The organism is Micromonospora sp. NPDC048935 (assembly GCF_043197875.1).
Classification (GTDB): domain Bacteria; phylum Actinomycetota; class Actinomycetes; order Mycobacteriales; family Micromonosporaceae; genus Micromonospora.
The window spans coordinates 223,728-244,145 of record NZ_JBICTZ010000002.1; the positions used below are offsets into that span (position 1 = coordinate 223,728).

Genomic DNA, 20,418 nt, shown 5'->3' on the forward strand with positions numbered 1-20,418 from the left:
GGAATGAGGATGGTGGTGCCATCGGTCAGGGCACCGGCCGCCACCCTAGGGTGATCAGCGAAGGCCACGTCCCGGGCGGGCCAGGCAGGAGGCAACGACGTGAAACTGCTCGTCACCGGGGGCGCCGGCTTCATCGGCAGCGTGGTGACCCGGATGCTGCTCGACGCGGGTCACCAGGTGGTCGTCCTGGACGACCTGCGCACCGGGCACCGCCAGGCGCTCGCGCCGGACGCGACCCACGTCGAGGCGTCCATCCACGACGCCGCCCGCGTCCTCACCCGCGACGCCGGGTTCGACGGGGTGCTGCACTTCGCCGCCCTGATCGCCGCCGGCGAGTCGATGGTCAAACCCGAGCTGTACTGGCAGAACAACACAATCGGCAGCCTCGCCCTGATCGACGCGGTCCGGGCCGCCGGCGTGCCGCGGATGGTCTTCTCCTCCACCGCCGCCGTCTACGGCAACCCCACGGAGCTGCCGATCCCGGAAACCGCCGTCAAGGCACCTACCAACACGTACGGCGCCACCAAGCTCGCCGTCGACATGGCGCTCACCTCGGAGGCGATCGCGCACCGGCTGGCCGCCGTGTCGCTGCGCTACTTCAACGTCGCCGGTGCCCACCTCGACGGCGACATCGCGCTCGGTGAACGGCACGACCCGGAGACGCACCTGATCCCGATCGCACTGGAGGTCGCCGCCGGCCGACGGGAGAAGCTCCAGCTCTTCGGCGACGACTACCCCACCGTGGACGGCACCTGCGTCCGGGACTACATCCACGTCGCCGACCTGGCCCGCGCGCACCTGCTGGCGCTGGACGCGGCCACCAGCGGCCAACACCGGATCTACAACCTGGGCAACGGCAACGGTTTCACCAACCGCCAGGTCGCCGACGTGGTCCGCGAGGTCACCGGGCACCACCTGCCCGTCGAGGTGGCCCCGCGCCGCGAGGGCGACCCGGCCGAGCTGGTCGCCTCCTCCGCGCTGGCCCGCGACGAGCTGGGCTGGGTGCCACAGAAGCCGACCCTGCACGACATGGTCCGCGACGCCTGGGCCTTCTACCGCGAACACATCCTGGAGCAGCAGCCGTGACCGACCCCACGCGTGCCGTGGCCGACCGGGCCGCCGCCGGCTTCACCACCCAGTACGGCGGCCAGGCCGCCGGCCGCTGGGCGGCTCCCGGCCGGGTCAATCTGATCGGCGAGCACACCGACTACAACGAGGGGTTCGTGCTCCCCTTCGCGCTGCCGTTGCAGACCGTCGTCGCCGCCGACCGGCAGGACGCGGAGCAGTGGACGGTCTGGTCCGAGCTGTCCGACGAGACGATCACCTTCGGGGCGGACGACGTCGCCGAGGCGGGTCGGGTGACCGGCTGGGGCGCGTACGTCGCCGGGGTGGTCTGGGCCCTGCGCGAGGCCGGTCATCCGGTTCCGGGCGCGCGGCTGGCCATCGCCTCCGACGTGCCGCTGGGCGCCGGGCTCTCCTCCTCGGCCGCGCTGGAGTCGGCCGTGCTGGCCGCCCTGCTCGACCTCGGTGGGCTGGAGCTGCCCGCGGAGTCGCAGCCCCGGCTGGCGCAGCGGGCGGAGAACGTCTACGTCGGCGCGCCGACCGGGATCATGGACCAGTCGGCCTCGATCCGCTGCCGTGCCGGGCACGCCCTCTTCCTGGACTGCCGCGACGAGTCGGTCGAGCAGATCCCCTTCGACCTGGACGCCGCCGGCCTGGCGGTGCTCGTCATCGACAGCCGGGCGCCGCACCGGCACGCCGACGGTGAGTACGCTGCCCGCCGCCGTTCCTGCGAGGCCGGGGCCCGCGCGCTCGGCGTCGCCGCGCTGCGGGACGTGGGCGTCGACCAGCTCGACACCGCGCTGGCGCGGCTCGACGACGAGGAGACCCGGCGGCGGGTGCGGCACGTCGTCACCGAGGACCAACGCGTGCTGGACACGGTGGCGCTGCTGCGCGCGGCCCGGGTCCGCGACATCGGCCCCCTGCTCACCGCGTCGCACGTCTCCATGCGCGACGACTTCGAGATCACCGTGCCGGAGATCGACACGGCGGTCGAGGCGGCGTTGGCGGCCGGCGCGCTCGGTGCCCGGATGACCGGCGGCGGCTTCGGCGGCTGCGTCCTGGCCCTGATCGACGCCGACCGCGCCGACGAGGTGGCCGCCGCCGTGACCGCCGCGTACGCCGAACGAGGCTTCACCGCCCCCGGCACCCTGACGGTCCTCCCCTCCCCCGGCGCCACCCGCCTCCCCTAGAACCCACCCCACCCCGACCCAGCCAGGTGATCAAGAGGTTCGCGTCAGTCCAGGCTCGGATTTTGACGCAAACCTCTTGATCACCGCACGGGATGGGGAGGGGGTGGGGGTTAGCTGGCTTCGACGATCATGGCGGCGCCTACCGTGCGGTTGGTCGCCTCGTCGATGATGACGAAGCCGCCGGTGGTGCGGTTGCGGCGGTATTCGTCGGCCAACAGCGGCACCGTCGTCCGCAGCCGCACCCGGCCGATCTCGTTGAGCCGCAGCTCGTCGGCCGACTCGTCGCGGTGCAGCGAGTTGATGTCCAACCGGTAGTGCAGCCCGCGCACGATCGCGCGCGCCGAGCGGGTGGTGTGCTTGATCGCGTACCGGCCGCCGACCCGCAGCGGAGCTGTCTCGTCCATCCAGCAGACCATCGCCTCGATGTCCTGGGCCACGGCCGGTGCGTTGTTCGGCCGGCAGATCAGGTCACCCCGGGAGATGTCGATCTCGTCGGCCAGTCGTACCGTCACCGACATCGGGGGGAACGCCTCCGGCACCGGCCCGTCGGCGGTCTCCACGGCGGAGATCCGGCTGGTGAAGCCGGACGGCAGCACCATCACCTCGTCACCCGGCTTGAGCACCCCGGAGGCGACCTGACCGGCGTAGCCGCGGTAGTCGGTGACAGTCGTCGACTGCGGACGGATCACGTACTGCACCGGGAACCGGACGTCGACCAGGTTGCGGTCACTCGCGATGTGCACCCGCTCCAGGTGGTGCAGCAGTGACGGGCCCTCGTACCAGGGCATGTTCTCCGAGCGGGCGACGATGTTGTCACCGCGCAGCGCCGAGATCGGCACCACGGTCAGGTCCGGTGCGTCGAGCTTCGCGGCGAACGCGGTGAACTCGTCGGCGATCCGTTCGAAGACCTCCTGCGACCAGTCGACCAGGTCCATCTTGTTGACACAGAGGACCAGGTGCGGCACCCGCAGCAGGGAGCACAGGAAGGCGTGCCGGCGGGACTGCTCGACCAGGCCCTTGCGGGCGTCCACCAGGATCAGCGCCAGGTCGGCGGTGGAGGCACCGGTGACCATGTTGCGGGTGTACTGGGTGTGCCCGGGGGTGTCGGCGATGATGAACTTGCGCCGGGGGGTGGCGAAGTACCGGTACGCCACGTCGATGGTGATGCCCTGCTCCCGCTCGGCCCGCAGACCGTCGGTGAGCAACGCCAGGTTGGTGTATTCGTCACCGCGGGCCGCGCTGACCGCCTCGACGGCGGCCAACTGGTCGGTGAAGAGCGACTTGGTGTCGTAGAGCAGTCGGCCGATCAGTGTCGACTTGCCGTCGTCCACGCTGCCGGCGGTGGCGAAGCGCAGCAGGTCCATCGCCCGCGCCTCGGCGGCCGGGGCCATCATCTCGGTGCTCATCAGAAGTAGCCCTCCCGCTTGCGGTCCTCCATGGCGGCCTCGCTGACCCGGTCGTCACCACGGGTCGCGCCACGCTCGGTGATCCGGGTGGCGGCCACCTCCTCGATGACCTTCTCCACGGTGTCCGCGTCGGAACGGACCGCGGCGGTGCAGGAGGCGTCGCCCACGGTGCGGTAGCGCACCTGTGCCTTGAACCGCTCCTCGCCCGCACGGGGGCGGAAGAACTCGTTGACCGCGTAGACCATGCCGTCGCGCTCGATCACCTCGCGCTCGTGCGCGTAGTAGATCGAGGGCAGCGGGATGCGTTCCCGGGCGATGTAGTGCCAGACGTCCAGCTCGGTCCAGTTGGACAGCGGGAAGACGCGGATCGACTCACCCGGGTGGTGCCGGCCGTTATACAACGACCACAGCTCCGGCCGCTGGTTCTTCGGGTCCCACTGGCCGAACTCGTCGCGGAAGCTGAACACCCGCTCCTTGGCGCGAGCCTTCTCCTCGTCGCGGCGGGCACCCCCGAACAGCGCGTCGAAGCGGTGTTTCTCCACCGCGTCCAGCAGCACCGGCGTCTGGATCCGGTTGCGCATCCCGTCACCGGACTCCCGTACCATGCCGCTGGCCAGGGCCTCCGGCACGCTCGCCACCACGAGCTGCAACCCCAGCTCGGCGACCCGCTGGTCGCGGTATTCCAGCACCTCGGGGAAGTTGTGCCCGGTGTCGACGTGCATGACCGGGAAGGGGATGCTGGCCGGGGCGAACGCCTTCTGCGCCAGCCGCAGCATGACGATCGAATCCTTGCCGCCGGAGAAGAGCAGCACCGGGCGTTCCATTTCGGCGACCACCTCGCGCATCACGAAGATGCTCTCCGCTTCCAGGGCGTCCAGGTGGGAGACCCGGTAGGCGGCGGGGGTGGTCATGACACCGGCTCGATTGGCTCGATCATCCGATTTCCAGACCTTTCCGGTCGGACATGTCAAGAAAGTGCGCTCAGGCTACCCGGAATGTCTCTGCAGCGCTGCAAGCAACCGGGTGGCGAGATCCTTGCGACAGACCAGCAGGTCCGGCAGGCGCGGATCTGCCTCGTTGTATTTCAGCGCAGAACCATCGATCCGGGAAGCGTGTAGTCCGGTGGCCGTCGCCACAGCCACCGGTGCCGCCGAGTCCCACTCGTACTGACCACCGGCGTGAATGTACGCGTCCACCTCGCCGGTGACCACGGCGGCGATCTTCGCGCCGGCCGAGCCCATCGGCACCAGGTGCGCCCCGACGTCCTCGGCCAGGTCGGTCAGGAAGACCGGCGGCCGGCTCCGGCTGGCCGCCAGACGGATCTTCCGCTCACCGGCGGTCGCGGCCTCCACGGTCATCGGCGGGTACGCCGGCGGGTAGTCCGTGCCCAGCACCCGGTGCTGCGCCGGCAGCCCCACCGCTCCGGCGACCAGCCCGTGCGGGCTCGGCGCGTTACGTGCCCAGAGCGCCACGTGCACCGCCCAGTCCGAGCGGCCCTCCTCGGAGAACTCGCGGGTGCCGTCCAACGGGTCGATGATCCACACTCGGTCCGAGGTCAACCGCGACACCGCCCCGGTGTTCACCTCGGCCGCCCAGGCCAACCGGGACCCCTCGTCCTCCTCGGAGAGCACCGCGTCGCCCGGCCGCCACTTCGCCAACTCCGTGCGGATCAGGTCGTGCGACACCTTGTCCCCGGCGGACTTCAGCGCGCCGGTGTCCGCGAAACCCATCTCGGTGCGCAGGTCGAGCAACGCCTGCCCGGCCCGGGACGCCAACCATCTGGCGAACGCGCCGTCGATCATCGGAGGACTGGTCATCTGCCCGCTCCTGTCGCCTCGCCGCGACCCGTGCCCGCACGGACCGATTCGCCGCGACCCGCGTCGTGGTCGCGGCACGCCGAAAGGCGCAGACTACCGGCCAACCGTTTCCGATCCGGTACGCCCCGCCCGACTCAGCCCCCGTGGTAGAGGTTCTGCGTCGGCTCCACACCCTTGGTGATCACCGACTCCACCACGTCGGCAGCCCGGTCGACCAGGAAATCCAGCTCCTTGCGCTCTGCCGTGCCGAAATCCGACAGCACGTAATCCGCGGGATCCTGCCGCCCCGGCGGTCGCCCGACGCCGAACCGGACCCGGGCATAGTCCTTCGTACCCAACGACTTCGACATCGACCGCAGGCCGTTGTGCCCGCCCTCGCCGCCGCCGAACTTGACCCGCACCTGGCCGAACCCGATGTCCAACTCGTCGTGCACCGCGATCACCTGCATCGCCGGCACCTTGTAGAACTGCGCCAGCGCCGCCACCGGCCCGCCGGACAGGTTCATGTACGTCAGTGGCTTCGCCAGCACCAGCTTCGGCCCGCCGAACCCCAGCCGCGCCTCGCCCGCCTCGGCCACCGCCCGCTTGTGCCGGCCGAACCGCGCACCCAACCGCCCGGCCAGAAGGTCGGCCACCATGAACCCGACGTTGTGCCGGTTACCGGCGTACTCCCGACCCGGGTTGCCCAGGCCGACCACCAGCCACGGCCCCGCCACCTCGTCCGTCACGACCCGTCCCTCTCGCCGTCCATCCCACCGGATACGCCGACAGGCGCCCCCGAACGTCCGGGAGCGCCTGTCGCAAAGCTGGAACCGATCAGGCCTCGGTGCGCGCCTCGGTGGCTTCTTCGCCCTCGGCGGTGTCCGCGCCCTCGGAGCCCTCGGTGGTCTCGCCGACCTCGGCCTCGGCCTCGTCGGTGGCCACCTCGACCTCGGGCAGCGTCGCCTCGAGCTGCTCGGCGGTGGGGGCGGCGGTCACGGACGCGACGGTCAGGTCCGAGTCGGCGGCCAGCTCGACGCCGGACGGCAGCTCGACGTCGCCGGCGGTCACCTGGCTGCCCGCCTCCAGGCCCTCGATCGACGCCTCGAGGTGGTCCGGAACCTTGGTGGCGTCGGCGGTCACCGAGAGGGTGTCGTGGTCGTGCACGATCAGGGTGTCGCGGGCGGCCTCGCCGGTCAGCTGCACCGGGACCTCGACGGTGACCTTCTCGCCCCGGCGGACCAGGAGCAGGTCGACGTGCTCGAAGGTGTCCCGGATCGGGTCGCGCTGGATCGCCTTCGGCAGCGCCAGCACCTGGGTGCCGTCGGTGATGTCGATCGCGAAGAGCTGGTTGGCACCGCCCTTGCGGATCGCCGCGGCGAACTCCCGCGACGGCAGCGCGATGTGCTTGGGCTTCTCGCCGTGACCGTAAAGCACGGCGGGAACCTTGCCGGCCCGGCGGGTACGGCGGGCACCACCCTTGCCGAACTCGGTGCGGGGCTCGGCGCTGATCTTTACCTCGGACACGGGGAAACTCCTGATACTTTCGCTGCGGCGGCTTGTCGTCTGGCGGTGCTGGGGCGAGGGGCTCGCTGGGGCTCATGCGTCATGAACGACTGCCCGGAGCACCGCGTCGATGACGGTGCCTCCGTGCGGCGCTTTATCAGCGGCCCGCCGGGCACCCTCGCCGTGGCAACCGCACCAGTCTACCCGAGCTGTTTCCAGGGTTTCCGGCAGTCCCCGTTCACGGCTCCAGACCGGCGCGTCGGTGGTTTCCCACAAGCGCGCCGGCCTCGGTTCCGTCAGTCTGCCAGCCCCGTTCCCGTTCCCCCAGCGTGCCGAGTGGCGGAAACGGGGCTCGGGCTCAGCTCAGACCGCCGAAGAGGGTGGTCACCGAGCCGTCGTCGAAGACCTCCCGGATCGCCCGCGCCAGCAGCGGCGCGATCGACAACACGGTCAGCTTGTCCAGCTGCTTCTCCGGCGGAAGCGGCAACGTGTTGGTCACCACGATCTCGCTGATCGAGCTGTTCTTCAGGCGCTCGGTCGCCGGGTCCGACAGCAGCGCGTGGGTGGACGCGACCACGATCTCCGCCGCCCCCGACTCCTTGAGGATGTCCGCGGCCTTGGCGATCGTGCCACCGGTGTCGATCATGTCGTCGACGATGAGGCAGACCCGGCCCTCGACCTCGCCGACGACCCGGTTCGCCACGACCTGGTTCGGCTTCATGGGGTCACGGGTCTTGTGGATGAAGGCCAGCGGGCAGCCGCCGAGCCGGTCGGTCCACCGCTCGGCCACCCGCACCCGGCCCGAGTCCGGTGCCACCACGGTCATCGGCCGGCCGGCGTACTTGTGTTCCACGTACTCGGCCAGGATGTCCATCGCGAAGAGGTGGTCCACCGGGCCGTCGAAGAAGCCCTGGATCTGCGCGGTGTGCAGGTCGACGGTGAGGATGCGGTTGGCGCCGGCGGTCTTCAGCAGGTCCGCCACCAGGCGGGCCGAGATCGGCTCCCGACCACGGTGCTTCTTGTCCTGCCGCGCGTACGGGTAGAACGGCAGCACCACGGTGATCCGCTTGGCCGACCCCCGCTTCAGCGCGTCCACCATGATCAGGGTCTCCATGACCCAGGTGTTCACCCCGTGCGTGACGGACTGCACCACGAAGGCGTCCGAACCACGTACCGAGTCCTTGAAACGTACGAAGATCTCACCGTTGGCGAACTCGTACGCGTCGGCCGGGGTCGGCGCGACGCCGAGCACCTCGCCGATCTCCTTGGCCAACTCCGGAAAGCCACGTCCGGAAAAGAGCATCAGGCTTTTGCGGTTTTCGGCGACGATGCTGCCCATGGGCCCGTCTGCTCCCGTTTTGTCGGCGGTACCCGACCCGGTGGTGGTGGGTCAGGGACTATTCGGTTGCAGTATCTCCCGTGCCGGACGCGCCGCCCACCGTCTCGGTCACCCCGTGGATTGCCTCACTGTCGCTTGCGGTGCCGGCCATCCCCGACGCACCCTCGGCGCCGCGCACCGCACGCTCCGCAGCCGCCGCGGAGATCGTTCCGGCCCGCTTGCGCGCCACCCAGCCCTCGATGTTGCGCTGCGGCGCGCGGGTCACCCCGAGGGCGCCCGGCGGCACGTCCTGGGCGATCGCGCTGCCCGCCGCCACGTACGCCCCGGCACCCACCTCGACCGGCGCGATCAGGCTCGTGTCGCACCCGACGAACGCGCCCTCGCCGACGACCGTGCGGTGCTTGTGCACGCCGTCGTAGTTGACGAAGATCGTCGCCGCGCCGATGTTGGCCTTCGCGCCGATCGTCGCGTCACCCACGTAGCTGAGGTGCGGAACCTTCGCACCCGGGCCGATCTCGGAGTTCTTCACCTCGACGAACGTGCCGACCTTGACCTTCTCGGCCAACTGGGCGGCGGGCCGCAGGTACGCGTACGGCCCGACGCTGGCACTCGCACCGACCTCCGCGCCGACGGCGTGGCTACGGATCACCGACGCACCGGGGCCGACGATCGTGTCGATGAGCGTGACGTCCGGCCCGACCAGCGCCCCCGCGCCGACGACCGTGCCGCCGCGCAACTGGGTGTTCTGGTCGATCACCGCGTCGCGGTCCACTGCCACCGTCACGTCGATCCAGGTGGTCACCGGGTCCAGAAGGCTGACCCCGGTGCGCATCCACGCCTCGTTGACCCGGTCGCGCAACAGCCGGCGCAGTGTCGCCAACTCCACCCGGTCGTTGCAGCCCAACGTCTCGGAGTGGTCGACGGCGACATGCACCGCCACCGGCTCGCCGGCCGAGCGGAGCAGACCGAAGACGTCGGTGAGGTATTCCTCGCCCTGGTCGTTGTCGGTGGAGAGCTTGCCCAGCGCCGCACGCAGCCGCACCGCGTCGAACGCGTAGATGCCGGCGTTGATCTCCCGGATCGCGCGCTGCGTCGCATCGGCGTCGCGTTCCTCGACGATCTGCTCCAGCCGGCCGTCGGCGTCCCGGACGATCCGCCCGAGCCCGGTCGGGTCGGGCACCTCGGCGGTCAGCACGGTGGCCGCCGCGGCCGCCTCCTCGTGCGCGGTCACCAGCGCGCCGACCGTTTCGGGGCGCAGCAGCGGCACGTCCCCGTTGATCACCACGACCGTGCCGGCGCCCTCGGGGACGGCGTCCAGCGCGATCCGCACGGCGTGCCCGGTGCCGAGTTGCGCCGCCTGGAGCACCGGCATGGCGTCCGGGGCGACCTCGGACAGATGCGCCCGGACCTGGTCGGCGCCGTGCCCCACCACCACCACGGTCCGCTCGGCGGCCAGTGGCGCGGCGGCGCTCAGCACGTGACCGAGCAGCGTCCGACCGAGCAGGGGGTGCAGCACCTTGGGCAGTGCCGACTTCATCCGCTTGCCCTCACCGGCGGCGAGCACGACGACGGTACGAAGGTGGGGCTGGGGCACGACGTGGCTCCCGTCGGGACGGCGGACACTCTCGCGGCCATGCTAACCGCGAGGCCCGGCACCTTCCCCTCTTACCCCCACCCGAGCCTAAAACGGACGTAGGTGGGCAGCTCGGCCGCCAGGGTTCGAACCTGAAATACGGGTACCAAAGACCCGGGTGTTGCCAATTACACCACGGCCGATCAGCGACGCGAGGACGTCGCGTGTGGGATGGACATCCCGCCGCTACACCTTAGCGCCCCGGCCGCCGGCCGCCATCGCTCATCCCCGCCAGCGCGGGCACTGATCGCCTCGCTTCGCCGCGGTCGGAGAATCCGAGCGCCGGCTCACCACGCGCACCACCCGCGGGATCACGGAGGTGTCGCCCCAGACGCCTACGACACGCGCGGACGACTTCTCGATTAACGCGCGGGGCTGGGTCGCCCGTTCCGACGCCGCCGCCCGGGCCACCCGAACCGCCGTCTACAAGGCACCTCACCTGGGACTTTGGCCGGCTACGCGAGAGCTTTTCGAAACTTCCCCGTGCGATCTACGGAGCCGTAAGTTACGGTGACGTAGGCGTAGCTTCGTGACCGTCCCCCGTCCCCCTGCGAGGTCTCATGTCCACCACACTGCTCGATCCCCAACCGCCCGCCAGCGGCCCCAAACCACTCACCGACGGCAGTCAGGCCAACGGCATCCTGGCCGCCCTCTGGGCCTTCGTGGTGATCCCCTTCGTCGCCCTGCTGGTCGCCGTGCCGGTCGCCTGGGGCGGCTGGCTGGGCTGGAGCGACGTGATCATCGGCCTGGTCTGGTACGTCGTCTCCGGGCTCGGCATCACCGTCGGCTTCCACCGCTACTTCACGCACGGCTCGTTCAAGGCCAAGCGCTGGCTGCGGGTCACGCTGGCGGTGGCGGGGTCGCTGGCGGTGCAGGGCGAGATCATCCAGTGGGTCGCCGACCACCGACGCCACCACGCGTTCTCCGACCTGGAGGGCGACCCGCACTCCCCCTGGCGCTTCGGCACCAGCTTCTGGGCGTTGACCCGGGGCCTGTTCCACGCGCACGTGGGCTGGCTGTTCCGCCGGGAGCTGTCCAACCGCGAGCGCTTCGCACCGGACCTCGTCGCCGACCGGGACATCAGCCGGGTCGACAGGCTCTTTCCCGCGCTGGTGGCGATCTCGCTGCTCGGCCCGGCGCTTATCGGCGGTCTGGTGACCTGGTCCTGGCAGGGCGCGCTCACCGCGTTCTTCTGGGCCGGGCTGGTCCGGATCGGCCTGCTGCACCACGTCACCTGGGCGATCAATTCGGTCTGCCACGTCTACGGCGAGCGTCCCTTCGCGATGCGCCAGGGCGACCGCGCGTCCAACTTCTGGCCGCTGGCGATCCTGTCGTTCGGCGAGAGCTGGCACAACCTGCACCATGCCGACCCCACCAGCGCGCGGCACGGCGTGCTGCGTGGCCAGGTGGACATCTCCGCGCGGGTGATCTGGTTGTTCGAGAAGACCGGTGCGGCGACCCAGGTGCGCTGGCCAAAACCCGAGCGCCTCGCCGCGAAGCTGGTGAAGCCGGTCGCACCTCGGTAAAACCGGGCGGTGCGCCAGGATGACGCCTGGCAGGATGGCCGGATGACCGAGCGACGCGGGGGGACCGGGCGGCTCGGCAGACGGGGGCCGGTCCCGATCCGGGGCCGGTCGGACGGCGCGGCAGGGCGGTCGGACCGCCGGCCAGTGAGGCGACGACGTGAACGGGCACAGCGGAGGCACCATTCCACGGCAGGGCGTCACCGAGCGCCAGCTAGGCGGCGACATGCCTGAGGTCACCGATGGTGACAGCGTCGGTGGCCGACGGGTGGCACCGTCGACCCCGGCTCCCAAACCCAAGCCCACCTCCCGGGTCCGCATGTCGGCGGCCCAGCGCCGCGAGCAGTTGATCGCGACCGGTCGGCAACTCTTCGCCGAGCGTGGCTTCGACGCCACCTCCATCGAGGAGGTGGCGGCCCGCGCCAAGGTCTCCAAGCCTGTGGTATATGAGCATTTCGGTGGCAAGGAAGGGCTTTACGCGGTGGTGGTGGACCGGGAGGTCCGGGCCCTGCTCGACCGGATCACCACGGCGTTGACCGCCGGGCATCCACGGGAGCTGCTGGAACAGGCGGCGCTGGCCCTGCTGACCTACATCGAGGAGGAGACCAGCGGCTTCCGGGTGCTGGTCCGCGAGTCGCCGCTCATGTCCGGCACGGCCAACTTCAGCAGCGTGATGAACGACGTCGCGCACCAGGTCGAGCACATCCTGGGCGCCGAGTTCAAGAGCCGGGGGTACGATCCGAAGCTCGCCGAGCTGTACTCGCAGGCGCTGGTGGGCATGGTGGCGTTGACCGGCCGCTGGTGGCTGGAGGTGCGCAAGCCACGCAAGGAGACGGTGGCCGCGCATCTCGTCAACCTGGCCTGGAACGGGTTGTCGCACCTGGAGGCGAAGCCAACGTTGATCACGGCCCGACGCCACTGACCATCCGTCAGCGGCGGTGCACGTCAGCGACCGGGTGCTTGCGGTTCTCCAGCTCCGCCTCGGCGTGCTCCGGCGGGCCGACCTTGTCGTAGAGGCCGGTGCCGAGCAGGATCAGGCCGAACAGCATCGACACGACCACCGTCGACATCGAGAAGTTGAGGAAGTTCGCGCCGGTCTGCAGCACCGACATCATCAGGATGCTCGTCACCAGGAACACCACGCCGGCCGTGAGGTTCATGTAGTGGCCGAGGTTGGTGCGCCGGGATGCCCCGATGATCAGGACGACTCCGAAGACCACCGAGGCGAGTGAGAAGGCCAGATTGGTCCGCAGGCCGAGGGCCCAGGTGCTGTTGCGGGCGAAGAGCGGGTCACCGATCGTCTCGGCGACGCCCCAGACGCCGAACACCAGGATGTAGACGCCGATCAGACCGGAGAGGACCCGGTAGAGCGGCCGTGCCGGATGGTTGACCGGAAAGTGCGGCATACCCCTGACCCCCTGATGTGACTGTTTCAGGGGAATTGTCGCCCAAGGACACCGGCATGTCAGGCAAAACACCGATGGTCGCGCGGTCCGCCGAATGGCTGGACCAGGTCAGGTTTTCGCCGGAGCCCGAGCTGCGCAGGGATCAAGCCTGACCGCCCGGAGCAGCTCGGGCTCCGGCGAAAACCCACGACCGCAACCAAAGAAGCAAAAATCAGAGAACCAGCCGAGCCTTCTGGAATGCCTCCGCCTCCTCCTCCGAACCGACCTTGCCGTACATGCCGACCATGAGCAGCACCAGGGCGACGGTCATCACGACGATGACGGTGACGATGCTGAAGTTGAGGACATTGGCGTCGGTCCGGATGAACGCGAGGCTGGCCAGGCTGATCACCATCAGGGCGTACGACAGCCACTGGTTGATCGCCACGTCGATGTTGCGGCCGAGCGCGGTGCCGACCAGCACGACGAGCCCGAGCAGCACGCTGAGCAGCCCGAGGCCGAGGTTCGTGCCCTGACCGAGGACCCGGGTGTCGTCCTGGGCGAGGATCTCGTTGCCGGTGCTCGCGATGATGCTGAGCACTCCGAAGACCACCAGGTACAGACCGGTCAGCCCGCCGATCGCCCGGTAGATCGGCCGCGCGGGGTGGTTGACGGGGGTGTGGGCCATGTCTGAGTCTCCAACGCCGTGGGGTAGGTGTCGCCGACGATTGTCCCGCATGTGGCGGTGTGACGCCGCACACGGCCCCCGGGCCGGTGCGTCCGGCCCGGTCAGCTCTCCGGAAGCTCCTCGGCGAGCGTCATCCAGGTCTCCTCGATCCGCTCCCGCTCGGCGCGCAGATCCTTGAGCTGGGTGTCCAGCTCGGCTACCCGGGCGTAGTCGGTGGCGTCCGCGGCGAGCTGGTCGAGCAGCGTGGTCTCGCGCTGGTCGAGCTTGCCGAGCTGCCGTTCCAGCCGGGTCAGCTCCTTGCGGGCCTGACGGACCTCGGCGGCGGACATGCCACCTCCCGAGGGGGCGGCGGGCGCGGAGGACGACGTGCCGCCCGCCCGGGGAAGGCCGGCCCGCTCCGCGGTCCGGGCGAGGTATTCGTCCACACCGCCGGGCAGGTGCACCAGCCGGCCGTCGCCGAACATTCCGTACGCCGTGTCGGTGACCCGCTCGATGAGGTAACGGTCGTGGCTCGCCACGATGATCGTGCCGGGCCACGAGTCGAGCAGGTCCTCCAGCGCGGCGAGGGTGTCGGTGTCCAGGTCGTTCGTGGGCTCGTCGAAGAGCAGCACGTTGGGCTCCCCGGCGAGCAGCCGCAGCATCTGCAACCGGCGGCGTTCCCCACCGGAGAGGTCGCTGACCGGGGTCCAGAGCCGGCGGTCGTCGAAGCCGAACACCTCGGCGAGCTGCGCGGCGGAGACCTCCCGGTCGCCGAGCTGCACCCGGCGGGCGACCTCCTCGACGGCTTCGAGCACCCGCAGGTGGCCGGGCAACTCGCTGAGCTCCTGGGAGAGGAACGCGGGCCGCACTGTGGAGCCGGTGCCGAGGCGACCGCCGTCGGGGCGGGTGATGCCGGCCAGCATCCGCAACAGCGTGGTCTTGCCGGCGCCGTTGGCGCCGAGGATGGCGATCCGGTCACCGGGGCCGACCAGCCAGGTGACGTCGCGCAGGATCTCCTTGGGACCGGCGTGCAGCTCGACGTTCTCCAGGTCGTACACCTGCTTGCCGAGCCGGGAGGTGGCCATGCGTTGCAGCGACATGGTGTCGCGGGCCGGCGGCACGTCGGCGATCAGCGCGTTCGCGGCGTCGATGCGGAACTGGGGCTTGGAGGTGCGGGCCGGCGGCCCACGACGCAGCCAGGCGATCTCCTTGCGGAGCAGGTTCTGCCGGCGGGCCTCGGTCGCGGCGGCGACGCGTTCGCGTTCGGCGCGGGCGAGGGTCCAGGCGGCGAAACCACCCTCGTAGGCGCGGACGGTCTGGTCGGCGACCTCCCAGGTGTTGGTGCAGACCGCGTCCAGGAACCACCTGTCGTGGGTGACCACGACCAGAGCGCCCTTGCGCCCCACCAGGTGCCGGGCCAGCCAGTCGACACCGCCGACGTCGAGGTGGTTGGTGGGCTCGTCGAGGATGAGCAGGTCGGAGTCGCGCACGAGCAGCGCCGCGAGCGCCACCCGGCGCCGTTCGCCACCGGACATCGGGCCGACCGGCTGGTCCAGGCCGAGGTGCGGCATGCCGAGGCCGTCGAGGATGGCGCGCACCCCGGCGTCGCCGGCCCACTCGTGCTCGGCGCCCATGCCCTCGGCCAGCCAGGCGGTGCCGAGCACGACGTCCCGGACGGTGGCGTCGGGGGCGAGGGTGAGTTGCTGGGGCAGCCAGAGCACACGCAGGTCACGGCGGTGCGTCACCCGGCCGTCGTCGGGGTCCTCCTGCTTGGTGAGCAGCCGCAGCAGGGTGGACTTGCCGGCACCGTTGAGGCCGACCACGCCGATCCGGTCGGCGTCGTCCAGGCCGAGCGAGACGTCCGTGAGCAGCCGCCCTGCCGCGCCGTACCCCTTGGACACCCGGTCCAGATTGACGATGTTCGCCACGTTCCACCCTTCATGATCAAGGCGTCCGGGTGCCGGCGGGCACCTGGACGCCGACCCCAAGGGTACGCGGACCCGCCCTCCTCCCGCGATCTTGCAGTTACTGTCGCGGCATACTTGGACAATTCCCCTCATCTCGGCGACCGAAAGTGCAAGATCGGCGGGGCGTGCGGGTGCGCGGCGTGCGGTGTGGGGCGTGGGGGTCAGCCGACTCGGGCGCCTGCTACCGGGCCGTGTGCGACACGCGCCTGACGGCACACGCCAGCGGCGGTCAGCTCGGCGGCGATCCGCTCCGCGTCGGCCGCGTCGGCGGCGAGGAACACGCAGGTCGGCCCGGAGCCGGAGACGATGCCGGTGAGCGCGCCGGCCGCCTCGCCGGCCTTGAGAGTGTCGGCCAGCGCCGGGCGCATGGCCAGCGCGGCGTCCTGGAGGTCGTTGCCGAGCGTCCGGGCCAGCACCCGGGGGTCGCGTTGACGCAGCGCGCCGAGCAGTGCGTCGGTGCTGCCCAACGGGGCACCAGCGGCACCGGAGTCGCGGAGCCGGTCCAGCTCCCGGTACGCGGCCGGGGTGGACAGGCCGGCGTCGGCGATCGCCACCACCCAGTGCCAGGAGGTGGGGCGGACCAGCACCGGGCTGACCGCCTCGCCCCGGCCGGTGCCCAGCGCGGTGCCGCCGTAGATCAGGAACGGCACGTCGGAGCCGAGGTCGGCGGCGATCCCGGCCAGCTCGTCGCGGGACAGCCCGGTGCCCCAGAGCGCGTCGCAGGCCACCAGCGCGGCGGCCGCGTCGGCGCTCCCGCCGGCCAGCCCTCCGGCGAGCGGGATCTGCTTGCGCAGGTGCAGCCGGGCGTGCGGCAGCACACCGGCGTACCCGGCGAGGGCGTGCGCGGCCCGGATCACCAGGTTGGTGTCGTCCAGCGCCAACTCGCCGGTGCCCTCGCCCTCCATGGTCAGGGCGAGCGTGTCGCCCCGGCGGGCCGTCAGCTCGTCGTAGATCGAGATGGCGTGGTAGACGGTGTTCAGCTCGTGGTAGCCGTCCCGGCGCAGCGGGCCCACCCCGAGGTGCAGGTTGACCTTCGCGGGCACCCGGACCCGCACCGGCCCGATGGCCCCGCGTCGCTCGTCCTCGCCGTCCGGTCGCCAGGCCTCGGTCACGGGGTGATGTCCCGAACGTGCAGGCGGATGTCGAACGGCTTGGCCACGATCAGCTCCTCGGCGGAGTCGGCGACCAGCTCGTACCGGCCGTCAACCAGGTCGTACGCGTACACGTGCACCGGATTCTGCTCGATCCGCCAGTAGTGCCGGATACCGGCGTCCGCGTAGCCGGCCGGCTTCTCCAGCCGGTCCCGACGACGGGTGCCGGGCGAGACGACCTCAACGGCGAGCACGACCTGCTCGGCGTCGACGTAGTGGTTCTCAACGACGACTGGCCGACTCAGCAGCAGCACATCGGGCTCAAGTGTGTTGCGGTGGGTGAGCGCAACACCGACAGCGGTGACGGGCTCGTACTCGGCGGGTGCATGCTGAAACAGCCACATCCAGAGCCGGTTGCCGATGTTCTGATGACCAATGGTCGGGGAAGGAACCACGACGAGGACTCCGTCACGTAGCTCGACGCGGGGGGCGTCGTCGGGCAGGGCCAGCACGTCCTCGATGGTGTGGTTGGCCAGCCGCTGCCGGACGGGATCCGGGGTCCACATCCCGTGGGCGGGGGGCTCGATCGGCTGCGCGGTCACTCGTACACCTCCTCGGCGGGCACGGCGTCAGCCTACTTCGCGGCCCGCGTACCGACCGGGGCCGACGCGGCGATGGCGGCGAACTGCTCGACGGTCAGTGACTCCCCCCGGGCACCGGGGTCGACACCGGCCGCGGTGAGCGCGGCGGCGGCCCGGTCCGGGCCACCGGCCCAGCCGGCCAGGGCGGCGCGCAGCGTCTTGCGGCGCTGCGCGAACGCCGCGTCGACCACGGCGAAGACCTGCTTCCGCCCTACGTCGGTGCGGGGTGGTTCGTGGCAGGTGAAGGCGACCAGGCCGGAGTCGACGTTGGGCACCGGCCAGAACACGTTCGGCGGCACCTTGCCGGCGCTCCGGGCGTGGGCGTACCAGGCGAGCTTGACCGACGGGATGCCGTACACCTTGGAGCCGGGACCGGCGACGAGCCGGTCGGCGACCTCCTTCTGCACCATGACCAGGCCGTGCCGGAGGGTGGGCAGCTCGGCGAGCAGGTGCAGCACCACCGGGACGGCGACGTTGTAGGGCAGGTTCGCGACCAGCGCGGTCGGCGGCGGGTCACCCAGCTCGGCGGCACTGACCCGGAGCGCGTCGGCGCGGTGCACGGTGAGCCGGGCGGCGTCCGCGCCGGCGTGCCGGGCGACGGTCTCCGGCAGCGCCCCGGCGAGCACCGGGTCGATCTCCACGGCGTGCAGGTGCCCGGCGACCGGCAACAACCCCAGGGTCAGCGAACCGAGCCCGGGGCCTACCTCCAGGGCCACGTCGTCGGGGGTCAGCCCGGCGGCGGTGACGATCCGGCGCACGGTGTTCGGGTCGTGCACGAAGTTCTGGCCCAGCTTCTTGGTGGGCGCGACGCCCAGCCGGGCGGCCAACTCCCGGATCTCCGCCGGGCCGAGGAGACCGGTCATGCCTGGCAGCGTAACGGCGACGTCCGGGCCGACCGTCGGGCCGGGCTCACCACGGGCCGAAGGCCCGGTCACCGGTGGCGGAGATGGCCGCGCACAGCTCGTCCAGGTCGGTGTCGGTGGTCGCGGCGAGCGCGCGGACGGTGAGCGGGATCAGGTACGACGCGTTCGGCCGGCCCCGGTGCGGAGTCGGAGTGAGGTACGGGGCGTCGGTCTCCACCAGGATCTGGTCCAGCGGGGTGAGTGCGGCGGCCTCGCGCAACGCGGCGGCGCTGCCGAAGGTGACGGTGCCGGCGAAGCTGAGCAGGTAACCCCGGCGGACGCACTCGCGGGCGAACTCGGCGTCACCGGAGAAGCAGTGCAGCACCACCGTGTCCGGAGCACCCTCGTCGTCGAGGATCCGCAGCACGTCGGCGTGGGCGTCCCGATCGTGGATGACGAGCGTCTTCCCGTACCGCTTGGCGATGGCGATGTGTGCCCGGAAGCTCGCCTCCTGCGCGGCACGTCCCTCGTCGCCGGTGCGGAAGAAGTCCATTCCGGTCTCGCCGATCCCCCGGACCCGGTCGCGGGCGGCGAGGGACTCGATCTCCCGCAGCGCCTCGTCGAGGTCGGCCAACCGGGGTGCCTCGTTGGGGTGCAGCGCCACGGTGGCCAGCACGGCGGGGTACGCCTCGGCGGTGTCCGCGCCCCACCGCGAAGAGGCGACATCCACCCCCACCTGGACCAGCCGGTCCACGCCGACCGTGGTGGCCAACGCGATCGCCACGGCGACCGGGTCGTCGGCCGGCCCACCACCTGGCACACCCGCCTCACTGACCGTGATGTCCAGGTGGGTGTGGCTGTCCAGCACCGGCCGGGGCAGCGGCTCGGGGGCGGGCGGAAACTCTCCGGCCCGCCGGGCGGCACGCTCACGGCGGGATTCAGTGGGCTCGCTCATCAGCGACAGCATCACACACCGGGCCTGTCCATCTGCCCGCCACCCGACGTTCACCCCGACTACGCCGCGCGACTCTACCGTCGCCGCGTGAGCGAGCGCAGCGAGGCGGTGGCGTGAGCGAGCGGACCGAACCGGGGGGAGGTGGCAGCATGAGCGTCACCCCTCAGGTCGGCGCGGCCGGCGGACGCACACCGGGCTGCACGTGGCGTTCGGCGGTGGCGTCTACCCGGCCGAGGAGATCGCCCGAGGCGCCGCGTACGAGCTGTTCAGCGCCGACGAGGTGGCCGGCTTCGAGTGGGCGCCCCGACCGGGCAGCGCCCTGCCGTGGCGGCGGTTCGTGCACGTCACCGAGGTGACCGCGGTGCACGGCGCCGACGAGCCCTCCGACGAGCCGGAGACACCGCTGATGGTGCCGGCGCACCGCGAGCGGGGTTGGGCGTACCTGCACCAGCTCAGCCAGCAGCCGGCCGCCGCCGGGGATCCGACGCTGGCCGCGGCACGGGCGTCGGCGGTGGTCCGGCGGGGCACCCGGATGGTGAAGGTGCTCTCCGCCCAGCAGGTCGCCGGGTACCTGCGGGGCTGGCTGCCGCACGGCTTCTGCTACCGCGAACACGACGTGGCGCATCTGCGTACGCCGGCGTCGACGACGGTGCTGCGCACCGACGGTGAGGTCGGCCGGGACGGCCCGGAGGTGGCGTACGCGTTGCGCTGGCGGGCGTCCGACCCGGGCGACTACGACGTGCCGGCGGGCGAGGCGCACCGCGGCCTGACCGCGTTGGCCTCCCGGGACCGGCTCGGTGCACCGGTGCTGGGCACCGGTTTCGTGCCGAGCAACGCGCAGCTCATCCCGGAGTTCGTCACCCGCGACTTCGCCGACCTGCCGATGCCGGCGAACGCCACCCTGCTCGCCTACCCGGCCCAGGGGGTGGAGGTGGTGCTCTACACCTACCAGGCCGAGCAGCGTGGGTGGCTACGGATGGTGGGCCCGCAGTGGCGGCACCTGCTGGCCGCGGTGCCGGGCCTCTCCCCGGACCAGGAGTACGTGCCGAACGCCGACGCGCCGCGCTCGACCCAGCTGGTGGGGCTCTACGGCGACACCGAGTACGAGGCGGTGGCCGACCTGCCCGGTGGGTTCCGGGTGTTGGCGATGACCCGGGCGGCCCGTTACCCGGTCAGCGCGGTGGCCCGCCGGGTCCGGTTCGCCAGGTGGCGGGGCGTGTCGTGCCTGGTGCTGCGGGAGGAGGCCGGTTGGTTGCGGGTGCGGCTGCGCCACCCGGACCCGGACGCGGTGCTGACGACCGGCGCGCAGTGCCACGAACGTGGCGTCTACGAGACCTGGGCACCGGGCGCCGAGGTCACCGACGACCAGGTGATGGACACGCGGTACGCGATGTGACGACCCCCGGGCGGCAGGA

The 20,418-nt window shown here is 71.3% G+C and carries 18 protein-coding genes, 1 tRNA gene and 1 pseudogene; 5 read left to right on the top strand and 15 right to left on the bottom strand.

What is annotated here, in order from left to right; all coding sequences use genetic code 11:
• Positions 1-99 precede the first annotated feature (99 nt).
• Together galE and galK are read left to right on the top strand one after the other, a co-directional pair.
• On the top strand, positions 100-1,086 hold the full coding sequence (gene galE / locus ACGFIW_RS07315; RefSeq protein WP_393311625.1) for a UDP-glucose 4-epimerase GalE: 987 nt from the start codon (positions 100-102) through the stop codon (positions 1,084-1,086).
• On the top strand, positions 1,083-2,252 hold the full coding sequence (gene galK / locus ACGFIW_RS07320; protein ID WP_393311627.1) for a galactokinase: 1,170 nt from the start codon (positions 1,083-1,085) through the stop codon (positions 2,250-2,252). The genes galE and galK overlap by 4 nt, the downstream gene beginning before the upstream one ends.
• Before the next feature lie 110 nt (positions 2,253-2,362).
• Here galK and ACGFIW_RS07325 read toward each other — a convergent pair whose 3' ends face one another.
• The 8 genes from ACGFIW_RS07325 to ACGFIW_RS07360 form a co-directional block, all read right to left on the bottom strand.
• Positions 2,363-3,658, bottom strand: coding sequence for a sulfate adenylyltransferase subunit 1 (locus ACGFIW_RS07325; protein WP_393311629.1), 1,296 nt, complete (start codon positions 3,656-3,658; stop codon positions 2,363-2,365).
• Positions 3,658-4,569 (bottom strand): sulfate adenylyltransferase subunit CysD, encoded by a 912-nt coding sequence (cysD, locus tag ACGFIW_RS07330; protein ID WP_357075637.1) that lies wholly within the window; start codon positions 4,567-4,569, stop codon positions 3,658-3,660. Before cysD ends, ACGFIW_RS07325 begins: the two co-directional genes overlap by 1 nt.
• 75 nt (positions 4,570-4,644) lie before the next feature.
• Positions 4,645-5,475, bottom strand: a complete 831-nt coding sequence (locus ACGFIW_RS07335; RefSeq protein WP_393311631.1) for an inositol monophosphatase family protein — start codon at positions 5,473-5,475, stop codon at positions 4,645-4,647.
• Positions 5,476-5,609: 134 nt separating this feature from the next.
• On the bottom strand, positions 5,610-6,203 hold the full coding sequence (gene pth / locus ACGFIW_RS07340; protein ID WP_393311633.1) for an aminoacyl-tRNA hydrolase: 594 nt from the start codon (positions 6,201-6,203) through the stop codon (positions 5,610-5,612).
• A gap of 88 nt (positions 6,204-6,291) precedes the next feature.
• Positions 6,292-6,981, bottom strand: a complete 690-nt coding sequence (locus ACGFIW_RS07345; RefSeq protein WP_393311635.1) for a 50S ribosomal protein L25/general stress protein Ctc — start codon at positions 6,979-6,981, stop codon at positions 6,292-6,294.
• A 337-nt stretch (positions 6,982-7,318) separates the two neighbouring features.
• The gene (locus ACGFIW_RS07350; protein WP_030329105.1) at positions 7,319-8,299 is read right to left on the bottom strand and encodes a ribose-phosphate diphosphokinase; all 981 of its coding nucleotides are present in this window, start codon (positions 8,297-8,299) and stop codon (positions 7,319-7,321) included.
• A 58-nt stretch (positions 8,300-8,357) separates the two neighbouring features.
• Entirely contained in the window at positions 8,358-9,893 is a 1,536-nt protein-coding gene (glmU, locus tag ACGFIW_RS07355; RefSeq protein WP_393311637.1) for a bifunctional UDP-N-acetylglucosamine diphosphorylase/glucosamine-1-phosphate N-acetyltransferase GlmU, read from the bottom strand.
• 110 nt (positions 9,894-10,003) lie between these two features.
• A tRNA-Gln gene (locus ACGFIW_RS07360) sits at positions 10,004-10,075 on the bottom strand.
• Between the two features lie 417 nt (positions 10,076-10,492).
• Here ACGFIW_RS07360 and ACGFIW_RS07365 point away from each other — a divergent pair.
• Entirely contained in the window at positions 10,493-11,458 is a 966-nt protein-coding gene (locus tag ACGFIW_RS07365) for an acyl-CoA desaturase (protein ID WP_393311639.1), read from the top strand.
• A gap of 223 nt (positions 11,459-11,681) precedes the next feature.
• Complete coding sequence (locus ACGFIW_RS07370) at positions 11,682-12,377, top strand: TetR family transcriptional regulator (RefSeq protein ID WP_393311641.1); 696 nt, start codon at positions 11,682-11,684, stop codon at positions 12,375-12,377.
• A gap of 7 nt (positions 12,378-12,384) precedes the next feature.
• Here ACGFIW_RS07370 and ACGFIW_RS07375 read toward each other — a convergent pair whose 3' ends face one another.
• From ACGFIW_RS07375 to ACGFIW_RS07405, 7 genes are all read right to left on the bottom strand, one after another.
• Positions 12,385-12,861 carry a DUF4383 domain-containing protein gene (locus tag ACGFIW_RS07375; RefSeq protein WP_393311643.1) on the bottom strand — a complete coding sequence of 159 codons (477 nt, stop codon included), beginning with the start codon at positions 12,859-12,861 and terminating at the stop codon, positions 12,385-12,387.
• Between the two features lie 211 nt (positions 12,862-13,072).
• Positions 13,073-13,528: a DUF4383 domain-containing protein gene (locus ACGFIW_RS07380; protein WP_393311645.1), complete on the bottom strand. Its 456-nt coding sequence runs from the start codon at positions 13,526-13,528 to the stop codon at positions 13,073-13,075.
• Positions 13,529-13,629: 101 nt separating this feature from the next.
• Positions 13,630-15,435: an ABC-F family ATP-binding cassette domain-containing protein gene (locus ACGFIW_RS07385; RefSeq protein ID WP_393311647.1), complete on the bottom strand. Its 1,806-nt coding sequence runs from the start codon at positions 15,433-15,435 to the stop codon at positions 13,630-13,632.
• A 200-nt stretch (positions 15,436-15,635) separates the two neighbouring features.
• Positions 15,636-16,586, bottom strand: coding sequence for a 4-(cytidine 5'-diphospho)-2-C-methyl-D-erythritol kinase (locus ACGFIW_RS07390; RefSeq protein WP_393311649.1), 951 nt, complete (start codon positions 16,584-16,586; stop codon positions 15,636-15,638).
• A complete protein-coding gene (locus ACGFIW_RS07395; RefSeq protein WP_393311651.1) occupies positions 16,583-17,167 on the bottom strand; it encodes a Uma2 family endonuclease in 585 nt (194 codons plus the stop codon). The genes ACGFIW_RS07390 and ACGFIW_RS07395 overlap by 4 nt, the downstream gene beginning before the upstream one ends.
• Positions 17,168-17,199: 32 nt before the next feature.
• On the bottom strand, positions 17,200-18,069 hold the full coding sequence (gene rsmA / locus ACGFIW_RS07400; protein ID WP_393311653.1) for a 16S rRNA (adenine(1518)-N(6)/adenine(1519)-N(6))-dimethyltransferase RsmA: 870 nt from the start codon (positions 18,067-18,069) through the stop codon (positions 17,200-17,202).
• A gap of 46 nt (positions 18,070-18,115) precedes the next feature.
• Positions 18,116-19,015 (bottom strand): TatD family hydrolase, encoded by a 900-nt coding sequence (locus ACGFIW_RS07405; RefSeq protein WP_393311655.1) that lies wholly within the window; start codon positions 19,013-19,015, stop codon positions 18,116-18,118.
• A gap of 137 nt (positions 19,016-19,152) precedes the next feature.
• Here ACGFIW_RS07405 and ACGFIW_RS07410 point away from each other — a divergent pair.
• Positions 19,153-20,399, top strand: a pseudogene (locus ACGFIW_RS07410) (hypothetical protein).
• The last annotated feature ends 19 nt before the right edge of the window (positions 20,400-20,418 follow it).

Excerpts from the sequence above, each read along its gene's own strand:
- ACGFIW_RS07375 (WP_393311643.1), bottom strand. The coding sequence starts at position 12,861 with ATGCCGCACTTTCCGGTCAACCATCCGGCACGGCCGCTCTACCGGGTC.
- ACGFIW_RS07325 (WP_393311629.1), bottom strand. The coding sequence starts at position 3,658 with ATGAGCACCGAGATGATGGCCCCGGCCGCCGAGGCGCGGGCGATGGAC.
- cysD (WP_357075637.1), bottom strand. The coding sequence starts at position 4,569 with ATGACCACCCCCGCCGCCTACCGGGTCTCCCACCTGGACGCCCTGGAA.
- rsmA (WP_393311653.1), bottom strand. The coding sequence starts at position 18,069 with ATGACCGGTCTCCTCGGCCCGGCGGAGATCCGGGAGTTGGCCGCCCGG.
- ACGFIW_RS07380 (WP_393311645.1), bottom strand. The coding sequence starts at position 13,528 with ATGGCCCACACCCCCGTCAACCACCCCGCGCGGCCGATCTACCGGGCG.
- ACGFIW_RS07350 (WP_030329105.1), bottom strand. The coding sequence starts at position 8,299 with ATGGGCAGCATCGTCGCCGAAAACCGCAAAAGCCTGATGCTCTTTTCC.
- ACGFIW_RS07365 (WP_393311639.1), top strand. The coding sequence starts at position 10,493 with ATGTCCACCACACTGCTCGATCCCCAACCGCCCGCCAGCGGCCCCAAA.
- ACGFIW_RS07370 (WP_393311641.1), top strand. The coding sequence starts at position 11,682 with ATGCCTGAGGTCACCGATGGTGACAGCGTCGGTGGCCGACGGGTGGCA.
- ACGFIW_RS07335 (WP_393311631.1), bottom strand. The coding sequence starts at position 5,475 with ATGACCAGTCCTCCGATGATCGACGGCGCGTTCGCCAGATGGTTGGCG.
- ACGFIW_RS07405 (WP_393311655.1), bottom strand. The coding sequence starts at position 19,015 with ATGCTGTCGCTGATGAGCGAGCCCACTGAATCCCGCCGTGAGCGTGCC.